The organism is Loktanella sp. 3ANDIMAR09 (assembly GCF_001420005.1).
In the GTDB taxonomy this organism is placed as follows: Bacteria; Pseudomonadota; Alphaproteobacteria; order Rhodobacterales; family Rhodobacteraceae; genus Loktanella.
The window spans coordinates 23,085-36,247 of record NZ_LJAK01000009.1 but is presented as its reverse complement, the minus strand read 5'-3'; the positions used below and the strand labels follow the sequence as shown (position 1 = coordinate 36,247).

Here is a 13,163-nt window from a genome sequence, read left to right as displayed (position 1 = left end):
CGATCGTCCGATTGCCTCAGCCCTCTGATCCCAGCATGAAACACGTCTGGTTGCGCGCCTGAAGCCTGCGACAGGCGAGGTCCGCACCTTCACGGGTCAGGCCCATGAAATTCGCGTCAAACCCGCCAGACCGCTGTGTCACGCGGCGCACCGCACCTTCGAGGGTGCTCATCTCGTTCAGGGCAACTTGGATCAGAACCTTTTCCGCCTCGTAGCGGGAATTGAACCGGCCCACGTTCACGCCCCAATGCCGCCCGCCCGAGGTGGAAATGCGGGTGACGACCTCGGGGGCAGGGGCCATGGGCTGTGCCGCGGGGGCAGAGCTGACCTGGATCGCCTCGGCCAGGGCGTCCTCGATGCTGGTGGTGTTCACGGCCAGCGCGACGGGGACCTCTGGTGCAGGGCGCATGGCGGGGCGCAGCGCCTCGCTGACGCGGCCTGTCACGCGCACAGTCTTGCCCGCCCCGTTCTGGGTCGTGGGGCGTGCGTTGCCAGCCATGGCCACCTGTTCGGTCCCGGTGGCTGCGGGGACGTCTGGGCGTTGCAGCGTGGCGACGGCCGGGGCGCGGTTGAACCCCATGTCCATCAGTTCGGTCATCCGGGCGTTCCGCTGTGCGGTGGACGTGCCGCCAAAGACGGTGGCGATGATGCGTTCCTGACCGCGTTGCGCCGATGCCGTCAGGTTGAACCCGGCGGCGTTGGTGAAACCGGTCTTGATGCCATCGGCACCGGTATAGCTGTTCAGAAACCGCGTGTTGGTATGGCTGACCTGCCGGATGCCGGCGTCTGCGGTGCGGCGCGAGAACAGGTTATAATACTGCGGGAAATCATAGATCACGTGGCGGCCCAGCACGCTCATGTCGCGGGCGGTGGACAGGTGCCCGTTTTCGGTCAGGCCGTGTGCGTTGCGAAATGTCGTGTTGGTCATGCCCATTGCCGCGGCCGTGCGGTTCATCCGGGTCGCAAAGGCTTCTTCGGACCCTGAAATCGCCTCTCCGATGGCGGTCGCGGCGTCGTTGGCGGATTTTACGGCAGCGGCACGCAGCAGGAACCGCAGCTTGATCGTCTGTCCGGCCTGTAGGCCCAGTTTCGACGGGGGTTCGCTTGCGGCCTTTGACGAGATGCGGACCTCGGTGTCCAGCGTGATTTCACCACGCTGAATCGCCTGAAACGCGATATACAGCGTCATCATCTTGGTCAGGGATGCCGGGTGAAGCCGGGTGTCGGCATTGCGCGAATGCAGCACCTCTCCGGTGCGGGCATCCATCACCAACGCAGCATAGGGGGCAGCAAACGCCGCCACAGGGCTGAGCATCGTGATAAGCAATACAGCGATGGTCGCACGAAGAGTGCGGGAGATAGGACGATTTTGCACGTCACCTGCCTTTTTGTCTGCCTCGGTATCCCGGGGTTTGCCCCGGTGATTACTCATTGAAATCACGCTAGCACGAACTGCCTGACGACGAAAAGTCCCGATTTCAAAAGGGGTTGTGCCGTGTTGTTTCAGCACAATACGACATTTAGGGGGTGTCGCAGGGCGCACCCGCCACATGCGGTAGGACCCCCCTTGGTGCTGCGACAATCCGCCGATCTGCGACGGATTGAGGCGTTTCGCCGCCGGGGGTTTTCACCAGGCCACACAAGGTTATATAGACGTTTCACCGACATGGATCGAACCGGGATTGTGATGCGCTTGAACCAGCAGATGATGGCGGACAGGGACGATGATGACGATGGTCAGGACGACATCGGCGTCGCCCTGAAGACCAAACCGAAAACCAAACGTCCGCCCCTGTACAAGGTGCTGATCCTGAATGACGATTTCACGCCGATGGAATTCGTGGTGATGGTGCTGGAACGGTTTTTCGGCATGACCCACGCACAGGCGTTTGACCTGATGCTGACGGTCCACAAGAAAGGCGTGGCTGTCGCCGGCGTCTACAGTCACGAAATCGCGGAAACAAAGGTGGCGCAGGTCATGGATTACGCCCAACGTCACCAGCACCCGCTGCAATGCACGATGGAGAAGGAATAGCGCCGCGCGCTGTTCCGCCCTGATGGCTGCCCTTTCCCGCCTCGCGACCGCCCTGACTGACGGGTCGCTGACCCTGCCCGACGGCCCGGTGACCGTCATGCGCCCGAACATGGACACCGACCTGTCGCCTTTGATGGGTCATGACGTGATGATCCAGCATACCCACGCCCCAGAGGTCGAGGCTTTTCGCGCGGCTGGCTATACAGTCTCGACCGATGCAGACCCCGGTGCGACCACGATCGTCGTGGTGCCCCGGTTCAAGGCGCTTGCCCAATCGCTCGTGGCGCAGGCAGCAAGGGGCGGCGGTCTTGTCGTCGTTGACGGCCAGCGCAGCGACGGGATCGACAGTCTGTTCCGCGCCTGCCGCAAACGTCTGGGCAACCTGCCGTCCATACCCAAGGCGCATGGCCGCATTTTCTGGTTTCCGGCCACCGACGCGTTTGCCGAGTGGGCGGTGGGTGCACCTGCGCCGAATGCAGCAGGTCACTATACGACGGCTGGCGTGTTTTCCGATGGCGATGTGGATCGTGGCTCTGCGCTGCTGGCGCGGGCCTTGCCCGCCAAATTGCCCGGTGCAATGGCCGATCTGGGGGCTGGCTGGGGCTACCTGTCCGGCGAGATCCTGCGCCGTGACAAGGTGACGTCACTTGCGCTGGTCGAATCCGAGGCGCTGGCGCTCGACTGTGCGCGGCTGAACATCAAGGATCCCCGTGCGACGTTCCACTGGGCCGATGCGCTGACGTTCCGGCCTGACCGCAAATTCGACGGCATCGTGATGAACCCGCCGTTTCATACCGGGTCCAAGGGCACGCCCGCGCTGGGGCAGGAGTTCATTGCCGCTGCGGCCCGGATGCTGACCCCGAACGGTCAACTGTGGATGGTCGCCAACCGGCATCTGCCCTATGAGGCGGCGCTGCGTGACCAGTTCCGCCGGGTCGAGGAACTGCCCGGCGACGGGGCATTCAAGCTGTTCCACGCCAGCCGCCCCGGCACATCCTGACAGGAGACAATCATGTCATTTTCGATCAAGGGCCGCACAGCCATCGTGACCGGTGCTGCCAATGGTGTGGGCCTTGCGGTTGCCCGCAGTTTCGTGCGCGCAGGCGCGAATGTCGTCTTTGCCGACATCGACGAGGCGGCCCTGACCGAAGAGGTGGGCGAGCTTGCCAAGGAGGACAACGTGCTGCTGTTCTCGGGCGATCTGCGCGAAAAACTGGCGGTGGCGAACCTGCTGTCGGCCACGGTCGATGCCTTTGACCGGGTGGACATTCTGGTCAACGCAGCACGACAGGTCATCCCGTCGGAACCGCTGGACCCTGATGATACGTCGGTCAGTCACATGCTGGACCAGAACCTGTTACTGCCGCTGCGCCTGTCGCAGGCGGTCGCGCGGCGGTTCATCAAACAGGCGGGCGATGGTGCACCTGACGAATCCAGCATCGGTTGCATCGTGAACCTGTCGTCAATTTCAGCCCGGCGTGCGCATCCCGAATTGCTGGGGTTTTCCATCGCGTCGGCGGCGCTGGAACAGATGACCCGCAGTCTGGCCGTGGCCCTCGCCCCCGAAAAGATCAGGGTGAACGCCGTATCTGTCGGATCGGTGTTGTCGGCATCGCTGCGCGGCTGGATCAAGGATCACGGCGACGCGCGTGCGGCCATCATCGAAAGCACGCCGATGCACCGCATCGCCAACGCGGCAGAGGTCGCGGATACCGTGCAATATCTTGCCTCTGACGCGGCCAGCTTTGTCACGGGCGAGGTCATTACCGTGGACGGTGGCCGCACCCTGCTGGATCCGGCCGCCGTTTCGGTTCACTGATCAGGCGGGAAACATCCGCCGACATTCAGCCACGGCGGTATCTGTCCGGCGCTGCAATTGTGCGCGTGTGGCCAGCAGCTGATCCAGCGTGTCGCGTTCCGTTTCCAGATTGATTGCCTGCGGGACCGCCACGTTGCGCACGCGCACATCCGCACAGCCAAACCGGAAACCGTTGTCCTCTGTCCGGCAGAACGTGGGCCTGCGCGTCACGCGTTGCTGCTGGTCGATGGCAAAGCCGCGCTCCAGATTGGCCTCGGTCTGTGCGATCAAAAAGGCATTGATCCGCAGGTCCTGTGTTGCGTTGGACAGGCATTGTTGCTGTGGCGAGGCACAGGCGGCCATGACGGCCAGCGGCGCAAGTGCGATTACCCATTTCATCGTGAAAATCCTCTGAACTGCTCTGGTCCGGTCGAGTGGAGCAAGGCATAAGATGTTATGCAATATCACGGGGGCAAGGGTTGATGGCTGATTTGATGGATACCGAAAAGGCACGCGCCAGCGGCTGGTTTGAAACCCTGCGCGATCAGATCGTCACGGCCTTTGAGGCGTTGGAAGACAGCCAGACCACTGGCCCTACGGCCGACCTGCCCGCAGGCCGGTTCGAACGCACGGTGACCGCGCGCACATCCGACGACGGGTCGGACGCGGGCGGCGGTGTGATGTCCGTGATGCGCGGTGGCCGCGTGTTTGAAAAGGTCGGTGTGAACACCTCGACGGTATACGGCCAGTTGGGCGAGGCGGCACAGCGTGCCATGGCCGCGCGCGGCGTGCCGGGCATGGCGGAGGACCCGCGGTTCTGGGCGTCGGGCATCAGCCTGGTCGCGCATATGCAAAACCCTCATGCGCCTGCGGTGCACATGAACACGCGGATGTTCTGGACGCCCCACGCATGGTGGTTCGGCGGCGGGTCCGACCTGAACCCCTGCATCGAATACGACGAGGACACCGCCCATTTCCACGCCACACAGCAGGCGCATCTGGACCCGCATGGCACCGAACATTACCCCCGGCTCAAGGCCTGGGCGGACGAATATTTCTACATCCCGCACCGCAATCGCGCGCGTGGCGTCGGTGGCATTTTCATGGATGACCATTGCACCGGCGACTGGGAATCAGATTTCACCCTGACACAGGACATCGGTCGCGCATTCTTGCCCGCCTATGTCCCGCTTGTCGAACGGCGCCGCGATCTGGCCTGGACGGACGCGGACAAGGATACACAGCTGATCCACCGCGGGCTTTATGCGGAATACAATCTGGTTTACGACCGGGGCACCAAATTCGGCCTGACCACCGGGCATGACGCGAATGCCGTGCTGATGAGCCTGCCACCACTGGCGAAATGGGTCTGACGGCGGTGTCGCGCAGGTGGCGCAATGATGTCTTGAGCGATCCCGCACCTTGCGCATAATCTGTCGCAAACGGGGATCGGGGGCAGGATATGACGGCAACTTTGGCTTTGCGGTTTGGTGCGATGGCGGCAGTTTTGTCGCTGACGACCGCTTGCGGGTTCTTTGGCGGCAAGGACGACGTGACGGATGGGCCGCAGATGCGGTTCAGTGACGACAGCCTCGAATGCATGGAACGGGCGATGTTCTTTGAATCGCACCGGTCCAGCCGCGACGGTTTGGTGGCCGTCGGCACAGTGGTCATGAACCGTGTCGCATCGCCCGATTTCCCGAATTCGGTCTGCGGCGTGGTCGGCCAGCGCAACCAGTTTGCCCCCGGCGTCATGTCACGCCCGATGAATTCCACCGCCATGCCCGACGTACAGGCTGCCGCTCGCGCGGTGCTGGCTGGCGAACGGCACCCGATGGTTGGCGGTGCGCGGTTTTTCCATCAAAAGGATCACCGCTTTTCCTATGACAACATGCACTACACCGTCACGGCGGGCGGAAATGCGTTCTACGAAAAACGCAAGTCACACCTTGTCACGCAGCCTGTGCCGCTGCCGCAGACCGAAGGGCTGACGCCCCTCTAGCGGGCTGCGCGCAGCACGTAGGCCAGGGCGCGGCCCATCTCGCCACTGGCCGCAAGGCCGTCGGCGGTGCCGTTGCGGTCGGCCTCTGGCTTGTTCTGGTTGATCTTCCACGCGCCTTCGATCCTGTCGACGGTCATGCGCAGCCCGACGATGCCGCGTTTCAGTTTCCTGATATAGTCACTTGGTGCATCATCGACGGACCACGCTTTTGCGCGCGGTCGTTCGTTGTGGTCGGTCAGATCGTGCAGATGCTGCAACAGGTCGGCGTCGTCATCCATCGGCGCGACGGTGCCATGCGCATGCACCACGATGTAGGTCCAGGTGGGGACCACTTTACCGTGCTCTGCCTTGCTGGGATAGAACGAGGGCGAGATATAGGCCTGCGGCCCCTGAAAGATCGCGACCGTCGGCTGACCTGCGCACAAGGCTGTCGCATGGGGATTGCCCCGCGCCACATGGGTTTCCAGCGTCACCACGGGCCCCCTGTCGCGCAACAACAGCGGGGCATGCGTGACCTGCATGCCCTCTGCCGTTTGCGTCACGAGTGCGGCAAACTGTATGTCGCGGATCGCATGGTGCAGCACCTCTGGCCGGTTCTCGGCAAAGGCTGCGGGCACATACATCAGCCGCCCCGTACCGTGTCGATCATCAGTTGCACATTGGCCGGATCGGCGTCTGGGGTGATCCCGTGGCCAAGGTTGAAGATATGCGGCCCCTGCGCAAAGGCGTCGCAGATCGCGCGCGTTTCGCGCACCAGATCATCGCCGCCGCTGACCATGTGACGCGACGCAAGGTTGCCTTGCACGCAGCCGCCCGTCTGCACGGCACCCGCAGCCCAGCCAGCGGTCACCCCATCATCCAGTGCGATGCAATCGGCACCGATGGCCTGATGCAGACCTGCGTATTTCTCGCCCGCGCCGCGCGGAAACGCGATGACCGGCACGCCGGGGTGTTGCGCCTTGAGTGCGGCGGTAATGCGGGCCGCTGGGGCCACGGCGTATTTCTCGAAATCGGTCCCTGTCAGCGATCCGGCCCAGCTGTCGAAAATCTTGACGACCTCGGCACCGGCCTCGATCTGCTTGGACAGGTAATGGATCGTGCCTTCGGTGATCTTGTCCAGCAGGGCCTCGAACACCGGGCGATCCTCGTCCTTGAGCCTGTGCGCCGGACCCTGATCCGGTGTGCCCTGACCTGCGATCATGTAGGTCGCCACGGTCCAGGGCGCGCCCGCGAAACCGATCAACGTCGTTTCCGCAGGCAATTCCTGCGACAGGATTTTGAGTGTCTCATAAATGGGGGACAACACTTCGTCGATGTTGTCGACCGGACCCAGCTTGTCCAGATCGGACTGGCTGGTGATCGTGGACAGGCGCGGGCCTTCGCCCGTGACGAACCACAGGTCCGCACCCAATGCCTGCGGCAGCAACAGAATATCGGCAAACAGGATTGCCGCATCGAACCCGTAACGGCGGATCGGCTGCAACGTGACCTCGGCTGCCAGTTCGGGGTTATAGCACAGTGACAGGAAATCGCCCGCCTGCGCGCGGGTCGCCTTGTACTCCGGCAGGTATCGACCCGCTTGCCGCATCATCCAGATCGGTGGTGTCGGCAGTGTTTCGCCCGCCAGCGCGCGCAGGATAGTTTTTGTCATATCGGTCCCTTTTGTCTGGGGTTTTGATCCAACGTGACACCTGCCGTTGTCAAGCGAACGTGACACCGCTAACAAACACTTATGACAGAAAACATGCCCACACCCGACGCTCCCTTCAAGATCGGCACCCGCGGTTCGCCGCTGGCGCTGGCACAGGCGCATGAGACGCGCGCACGCCTCTCGGTTGCCTTTGACCTGCCGCAGGAGGCCTTTGAAATCACGGTGATCAAGGTCACCGGTGACCAGATCCTGGACAAGCCGCTGCGCGAAATCGACGGCAAGGGTCTGTTTACCCGCGAAATCGAAGAGGCGCTGCTGGCCGGCGATATCGACATCGCGGTGCATTCGACCAAGGACATGCCGACCCGTCAGCCTGACGGGCTGGTGATGGACTGCTACCTGCCGCGCGAAGATGTTCGCGATGCCTTTGTCTCGTTGAAATACCGGTCATTGGCCGAAATGCCGGGTGGTGCGGTCGTGGGCACGTCATCCACGCGTCGCCGCGCGCAGCTGGCGGCGCGGTTTCCGCACCTGCAAGTGGTCGAATTCCGCGGCAACGTGCAGACCCGCCTGCAAAAACTGGCAGATGGCGTCGCGGATGCGACATTCCTTGCGACGGCCGGTCTGAATCGGTTGGGCATGGCCGATGTGCCCTATGTCCCGATTTCGCCGGACGACATGCTGCCCGCGATTGCACAAGGCGCCATCGGCATCGAACGCCGCATCGGTGACGACAGGGCCGCCCGTATGCTGGCTGCGATCCATGACGCGCCCACGGGCCACCGTCTGGCTGCCGAACGGGCGCTGCTGGCGGGGCTGGACGGGTCTTGTGAAACCCCGATCGGGGGGCTGGCCGAACTGGACGGCGACACCTTGCATCTGCGCGGCGAAATCCTGCGCCATGACGGCAGCCGCGTGCTGACCGAGGTCGCGACAGGCTGGGTCGAACAGGGCCCCGACATGGGCCGCGACATGGCGGCAAAACTGCTGGCAGAGGCGGGCGACGGTTTCTTTGACTAGGCGTCGGGCAGCATTTTACCCGGATTCATGATCCCGCGTGGGTCAAGCGCTGCCTTGATCGCGCGCATCGCATCCAGTGCGGCGGGGTCCTTGTGTCGGGCCATGCTGACGCGTTTGGACAGGCCGATGCCGTGTTCTGCACTGAACGACCCGTTCAGGTCCGCCGTCACGGCATCGACCATGGCGCGGATCGCGTGGATCAACGCGGGGTCGTCGCGGCTGGGATAGGCGACATAATGGACGTTGCCGTCACCCAGATGTGACACGGCCCAATCGGTGGCGCCAGGGTCCAGTGCCAACAGACCCGCCCGGACGTGGCGCAAGAAGGCATCCACGTCGGTCAGGCCGACGGCCACGTCGGTGTCCACCAATGGCCGTTTGCGGAACCCGATTTCGCCAGCGGCCTCCCGGCGGGCCCACATGTCCCGGCGCTGCGCCTCGGATGCGGCGACATGGGCATCCAGCACGGTGCCATCCGCGATCATCTGGCCCAGAATGTCCTCCAGCAGGTTGGTGATCGGCACGGTGCCGTCGGGCAGCGGCGTGGTGTCCTGCGCGGCCGTGGCCCCCAGCTCGATCAGGATGTTCACCGGATAGCGCCGGTCGAACGGGGGTCTTGCGTCGGGTCTGATGGCAAGATGCCCGTCGATATAGGTGTCGGGCATGAATTCAAAGGCCTCGACAGCGCCGCGGCTCGCGTCCTGCACGCGGTTCAGCAGGTCCAGTGCCGGCCCCAGATCGTTCAGTGCGACCATAGCGGTGGCATAGGCGCGGGGTTTGGGAAACAGGCGCAGCACGGCCGCGGTGATGATGCCCAGCGTGCCCTCGGCCCCGATCATCAGATGCTTGAGGTTCAGGCCGGTGTTGTCCTTGTGCAGATGTCCCATCAGGTCCATCACGCGGCCGTCCGGCAGCACGGCTTCGATCCCCAGCACCAGATCCCGCGTATTGCCGTAGCGCAGCACGTTCGATCCGCCCGCGTTGGTCGACAACACCCCGCCGATCATCGCTGACCCGCGCGCGCCAAAGGTCAGCGGAAAGATCAGGTCATGCGCCGCGGCCGCATCGTGCATCTGCGAGAGAATCACACCCGCATCGACCACGGCGCTGCGCGCGGTGGCGTTGATCGCGCGGATCGTTTTCATCCTGTCCAGCGACAGCAACAGGCCGCCCTGCGTTGCCGCACCGCCGTTCAGGCCGGTGTTGCCGGAAATCGGCACGACTCCCGTGCCCGAGGCCTGCGCCGCCCGCATCACCGCGCTGACGCCTGCGGTATCGCGGGGCCGGACCACGGCAAGGGGCGCGCTGGTGTAGCCACCTGTCCAATCGTGGCACCAGGGTGCCATGGAGTCGCCAGTGAGGACGGCGCCTTCACCCAGTTCGGTTCGCAGTGCTGCAAGAATATCCATGCCACAAAGTGTGACCACGGCGCAGCCGCTGTGCAAGCCGCAAAACCTGTTGCTGACAGTGATAGGTCCAAGCGCACCGGCTGGCACAGGCGTGGCTCATGTTTGAAAAGGGTGGTGGCGTGGGGGAGGCTTGAACTCCCGACCAGGGGTGGCTTGCGCAGCCAACGCCCACGGTCGGCACTTCGCGCATGCAGGGCGCAGGCGATGTTACGGTTTGGAAGGGTGGTGGCGTGGGGGAGACTTGAACTCCCGACCTATCGATTATGAGTCGATCGCTCTAACCAACTGAGCTACCGCGCCTCACCACGGGCGCTGAACTAGGCCCATTGCGCCGGGGTGTCAAACCGAATTTGCGCATTTCGCGCGGTTATTCCGTCCGGTCAAAGCGCCAGGTCGTTGTCTGGCGATAGGGGGCATCCGGTTTGAGCAGGACAGACGGAAAATCGCGGTGTGCCGGCGCGTCTGGCCAATCCTGCGCCTCGAGTGCGAAGCCCTCGTAGGGGGCGGCCCCGGGGCGTAGGCCTACGTGATTGTCGAACACCTGCACGCCCGTGCGATCGGTTGCCAGCGTCATGCGCAGACCGCTTTTCCCGGTCAGCGTCACCACATCGCGCAGGGCCGTTGGCCGGTCCGACAGGCAAAAGTTGTGGTCCAGCATCGGATCACCCGGCAGGGGCGCGCGCGCTGTGCGAAAATCCATGCCGGTGCCGGCCACGGGGGCGATCTCTCCTGTAACGAGGTTGTCGTTGTCGGTCGGCAGATAGTGTTCGGCCGCGATCCCGAGGCAGTGGCCCTCCCAGGTGCGGCTGCCGTCCATGTTCCACATCGAATGGTTCGCGATGTTCATCAGGGTCAATTCGTCCGAAGTGCCTGTCAGGTCCATGGACAGGGTCGCGGGTGCTGTGATCGTGAACCGGGCAGTGATGACGCGCTGGCCGGGCAATCCGCAATCGCCGTCCTGCAAGGTCAGCTGCAGGGTCGCCGCGTCCGGTGCGTGGTCGATGACCTGCCAGACACGGGCATGGATACCGTCGCTGCCCGAATGCAGCGTCATGCGACCGTCCTGGTTGCGTTCCAGTTCATACATCATGCCGTCCAGCGTCACACGACCAGCGCCGATGCGGTTTGCGACAGGACCCACCAATGCGCCGTGGTATGGCATCGGCCCCTCGTAGTCGGACAGCCTGTCGGACATCAGCGTCAGGCTGTGCGGGACACCGGCCAGCCGCACGTCCTGCAAGCGCGCGCCAAAGGTCAGCAGATCGACGCGCAGATCACCCTGCGCCAGCGTCAGGACGTGGACATCCTCGCCCGCCCTTGTCGTGCCGAACGGGTTCATCGTTTCACCCATGCGACACCTGCGGCGGGAATTGTCTGACCCTGCCATTCGACGGGGTCCGCGCCGTAGTTGAAGGCGAATGTTGCCTCTGGCGTTTCACGCAGCCGCAGGCCGCCGGGCATATCCTGTGTCGCGACGCCGACCTCTGCGCAGGAGGTGCGCAGGATATCGACAAATGTCTCATCCGAGGGCCAACCTGCCAGATAGCGCAGATGCTCGCCGCCCATGATTGCGGGGTGCCCATCGGCGGTGCGGTGGTGAACGGTGGCGGTGCCTGAGAGGGCCTCGAACCAGTGGCGGAACGTGCCGCCGCCCTCCAGTGCGATCGCGTCCGAGGGCGGGATGCTCTCGGTCAGGGTGACGGTCACATCGGTGCCGGGCAGATTGGGTCCCATCGGATTTGGGATCGTCAGATCAGCGGTTTTCACATCCGTGCGCGGGCCGATCAAGGCCACGCCCGTGAACCGGGCGAGCGCGTCGCGCAGATTGTCCGACAGGGTCAGCAGACCGGGGGCCAGCACCAGTTTGTAGGCGGACAGATCCGCGCAATCGGGGGGCAGAATGTCGATGCTCAGCCCCAGTTTGCGCAGTGCGCGGTAGGCCGAAAAGGCAAGGCGGAACATCTCGAAATCCGCACCCTGCGGCTGGGCATCCCAGGCCCATGCGCTTTCATAATCGAACACAAGGGCCACGGGTGCCTTGCCCGCGCTGACGTCCGGCAGATGTGCCAGCTCATCGGCCACCTGACGCGCCTCGGCCAGTCCGGGAGCATCCGCGTCATCGGGGCGCAACAGTCCTGCGTGCATCTGTTCCTGCGCAAACGGAGCCTGCCGCCAGCGGAAATAGCAGACGGCCTCTGCGCCATGGGCGAATGCCTCCCATGACCACAGGCGAACCATGCCGGGCAGGGGGGCCGGGTTGTAGGGGGCCCAGTTTACCGGGCCGGGTTGCTGTTCCATCACCCACAACCGCCCCTTGCCGACGGCACGGTATAGGTCGTGGTGGAACGCCTGATTGTCGGGGTGGCCCTGACGCAGGAATGCCTGCTTTTCGGCCTCGGTCCCCTCGATCCGGTCGGAAAGAAATCCGATGGGGTAACTATCCCAGCTGGCGATATCCAGATCGGCCCCGACCGCATAGTGATCAAAGGTCAGGGTGCGGCCCATGTAGTTGTGGATCAGCGGCGTATCGGTGAGGTCGCGCAGCACATCCACCTGCACGCGATTGAACGCGACCACCTGATCGGAACTGTAACGGCGGAAATCCAGCACATGACTGGGGTTTGGTTCGGTGACCGTCAGATTGGGCAGATCGATCTGGTCAAAACTGTCGTAGTCCATCGACCAGAACACATTGCCCCAGGCACGGTTCAGCGCGTCGGTGGATTGGTATTTCTGTGCAAGCCAGTCCTGAAACCCGGCGCGCGCGGCATCGGAATAGGACAGGCAGGTGTCGTGACAATCGTATTCGTTGTCGATCTGCCAGGCGGCGACATGCGGGTTGCGGCCATAGCGTTCGCCCATCAGCCGCGCGATGCGACGGCAGGCGTCACGATAGGGCAGGTAGCTGAAATCGTAGTGCCTGCGCGATCCGAACTTGCGCGGTCGGCCCTGCGCATCGACGGCCAGCATGTCGGGCATCTGGTCCACCAGCCAGCGGGGCGGCGTCGCGGTCGGCGTGCCCATCACGACCTTTAGCCCGGCGTCGCCCAGTACCGCCACGGCGCGATCCAGCCAGTCCCAGTCGAACCTGCCGGGGGCGGGTTCGATCCGCTGCCACGCAAATTCACCGATCCGCACCCAGGTCAGGCCTGCGGCGACCATGCGGGCCGCGTCGGATGCCCACTGTGTTTCTGGCCAGTGTTCCGGGTAATAGCAGACGCCCAATGTGCGGTTCATGTCGGACCCTT

The 13,163-nt window shown here is 63.8% G+C and carries 13 protein-coding genes and 1 tRNA gene; 6 read left to right on the top strand and 8 right to left on the bottom strand.

What is annotated here, in order from left to right; translation table 11 throughout:
* Positions 1 to 16: 16 nt before the first annotated feature.
* On the bottom strand, positions 17 to 1,315 hold the full coding sequence (locus AN189_RS13335) for a D-alanyl-D-alanine carboxypeptidase family protein (RefSeq protein ID WP_056036935.1): 1,299 nt from the start codon (positions 1,313 to 1,315) through the stop codon (positions 17 to 19).
* 372 nt (positions 1,316 to 1,687) lie between these two features.
* Here AN189_RS13335 and clpS point away from each other — a divergent pair, with 372 nt between their 5' ends.
* From clpS to AN189_RS13320, 3 genes are read left to right on the top strand one after another with little or no spacing between them, the layout of a single operon-like run.
* Positions 1,688 to 2,035 carry an ATP-dependent Clp protease adapter ClpS gene (gene clpS, locus AN189_RS13330; RefSeq protein WP_056036708.1) on the top strand — a complete coding sequence of 116 codons (348 nt, stop codon included), beginning with the start codon at positions 1,688 to 1,690 and terminating at the stop codon, positions 2,033 to 2,035.
* A gap of 22 nt (positions 2,036 to 2,057) precedes the next feature.
* Entirely contained in the window at positions 2,058 to 3,035 is a 978-nt protein-coding gene (locus tag AN189_RS13325; RefSeq protein ID WP_056036706.1) for a class I SAM-dependent methyltransferase, read from the top strand.
* Between the two features lie 12 nt (positions 3,036 to 3,047).
* A complete protein-coding gene (locus AN189_RS13320; RefSeq protein WP_056036704.1) occupies positions 3,048 to 3,854 on the top strand; it encodes an SDR family NAD(P)-dependent oxidoreductase in 807 nt (268 codons plus the stop codon).
* Here AN189_RS13320 and AN189_RS13315 read toward each other — a convergent pair whose 3' ends face one another.
* Positions 3,855 to 4,232: a hypothetical protein gene (locus AN189_RS13315; protein WP_056036702.1), complete on the bottom strand. Its 378-nt coding sequence runs from the start codon at positions 4,230 to 4,232 to the stop codon at positions 3,855 to 3,857.
* Between the two features lie 83 nt (positions 4,233 to 4,315).
* Between AN189_RS13315 and hemF the strand changes: the two genes are divergently transcribed.
* Positions 4,316 to 5,206, top strand: coding sequence for an oxygen-dependent coproporphyrinogen oxidase (gene hemF / locus AN189_RS13310; protein WP_056036700.1), 891 nt, complete (start codon positions 4,316 to 4,318; stop codon positions 5,204 to 5,206).
* Between the two features lie 197 nt (positions 5,207 to 5,403).
* Positions 5,404 to 5,835: a cell wall hydrolase gene (locus AN189_RS13305; RefSeq protein ID WP_253279623.1), complete on the top strand. Its 432-nt coding sequence runs from the start codon at positions 5,404 to 5,406 to the stop codon at positions 5,833 to 5,835.
* Here AN189_RS13305 and AN189_RS13300 read toward each other — a convergent pair.
* Positions 5,832 to 6,458 (bottom strand): FMN-binding negative transcriptional regulator, encoded by a 627-nt coding sequence (locus AN189_RS13300; RefSeq protein WP_056036698.1) that lies wholly within the window; start codon positions 6,456 to 6,458, stop codon positions 5,832 to 5,834. The genes AN189_RS13305 and AN189_RS13300 overlap by 4 nt on opposite strands.
* Positions 6,458 to 7,486 (bottom strand): uroporphyrinogen decarboxylase, encoded by a 1,029-nt coding sequence (hemE, locus tag AN189_RS13295; RefSeq protein ID WP_056036696.1) that lies wholly within the window; start codon positions 7,484 to 7,486, stop codon positions 6,458 to 6,460. Before hemE ends, AN189_RS13300 begins: the two co-directional genes overlap by 1 nt.
* 81 nt (positions 7,487 to 7,567) lie before the next feature.
* On the opposite strand from hemE, the gene hemC reads away from it, so the two are divergent.
* Positions 7,568 to 8,506, top strand: a complete 939-nt coding sequence (hemC, locus tag AN189_RS13290) for a hydroxymethylbilane synthase (protein ID WP_056036694.1) — start codon at positions 7,568 to 7,570, stop codon at positions 8,504 to 8,506.
* Here hemC and AN189_RS13285 read toward each other — a convergent pair.
* The 4 genes from AN189_RS13285 to AN189_RS13270 all read right to left on the bottom strand — a co-directional run bounded on the left by AN189_RS13285 (position 8,503) and on the right by AN189_RS13270 (position 13,152).
* Positions 8,503 to 9,915 carry an FAD-binding oxidoreductase gene (locus tag AN189_RS13285; protein ID WP_056036692.1) on the bottom strand — a complete coding sequence of 471 codons (1,413 nt, stop codon included), beginning with the start codon at positions 9,913 to 9,915 and terminating at the stop codon, positions 8,503 to 8,505. The genes hemC and AN189_RS13285 overlap by 4 nt on opposite strands.
* 223 nt (positions 9,916 to 10,138) lie before the next feature.
* Positions 10,139 to 10,215 (bottom strand) — tRNA-Met (locus AN189_RS13280).
* Positions 10,216 to 10,282: 67 nt separating this feature from the next.
* The gene (locus AN189_RS13275; RefSeq protein WP_253279620.1) at positions 10,283 to 11,266 is read right to left on the bottom strand and encodes an aldose epimerase family protein; all 984 of its coding nucleotides are present in this window, start codon (positions 11,264 to 11,266) and stop codon (positions 10,283 to 10,285) included.
* Positions 11,251 to 13,152, bottom strand: a complete 1,902-nt coding sequence (locus tag AN189_RS13270; RefSeq protein WP_056036688.1) for a beta-galactosidase — start codon at positions 13,150 to 13,152, stop codon at positions 11,251 to 11,253. Before AN189_RS13270 ends, AN189_RS13275 begins: the two co-directional genes overlap by 16 nt.
* Positions 13,153 to 13,163: the final 11 nt, after the last annotated feature.

What these genes read in the sequence shown, in the direction of transcription:
- hemE (WP_056036696.1), bottom strand. Translation starts at nt 7,486, where the DNA reads ATGACAAAAACTATCCTGCGCGCGCTGGCGGGCGAAACACTGCCGACA.
- AN189_RS13325 (WP_056036706.1), top strand. Translation starts at nt 2,058, where the DNA reads ATGGCTGCCCTTTCCCGCCTCGCGACCGCCCTGACTGACGGGTCGCTG.
- AN189_RS13320 (WP_056036704.1), top strand. Translation starts at nt 3,048, where the DNA reads ATGTCATTTTCGATCAAGGGCCGCACAGCCATCGTGACCGGTGCTGCC.
- hemC (WP_056036694.1), top strand. Translation starts at nt 7,568, where the DNA reads ATGACAGAAAACATGCCCACACCCGACGCTCCCTTCAAGATCGGCACC.
- AN189_RS13315 (WP_056036702.1), bottom strand. Translation starts at nt 4,232, where the DNA reads ATGAAATGGGTAATCGCACTTGCGCCGCTGGCCGTCATGGCCGCCTGT.
- clpS (WP_056036708.1), top strand. Translation starts at nt 1,688, where the DNA reads ATGCGCTTGAACCAGCAGATGATGGCGGACAGGGACGATGATGACGAT.
- AN189_RS13275 (WP_253279620.1), bottom strand. Translation starts at nt 11,266, where the DNA reads ATGGGTGAAACGATGAACCCGTTCGGCACGACAAGGGCGGGCGAGGAT.
- AN189_RS13305 (WP_253279623.1), top strand. Translation starts at nt 5,404, where the DNA reads ATGCGGTTCAGTGACGACAGCCTCGAATGCATGGAACGGGCGATGTTC.
- AN189_RS13270 (WP_056036688.1), bottom strand. Translation starts at nt 13,152, where the DNA reads ATGAACCGCACATTGGGCGTCTGCTATTACCCGGAACACTGGCCAGAA.
- AN189_RS13285 (WP_056036692.1), bottom strand. Translation starts at nt 9,915, where the DNA reads ATGGATATTCTTGCAGCACTGCGAACCGAACTGGGTGAAGGCGCCGTC.
- AN189_RS13300 (WP_056036698.1), bottom strand. Translation starts at nt 6,458, where the DNA reads ATGTATGTGCCCGCAGCCTTTGCCGAGAACCGGCCAGAGGTGCTGCAC.
- hemF (WP_056036700.1), top strand. Translation starts at nt 4,316, where the DNA reads ATGGCTGATTTGATGGATACCGAAAAGGCACGCGCCAGCGGCTGGTTT.
- AN189_RS13335 (WP_056036935.1), bottom strand. Translation starts at nt 1,315, where the DNA reads ATGCTCAGCCCTGTGGCGGCGTTTGCTGCCCCCTATGCTGCGTTGGTG.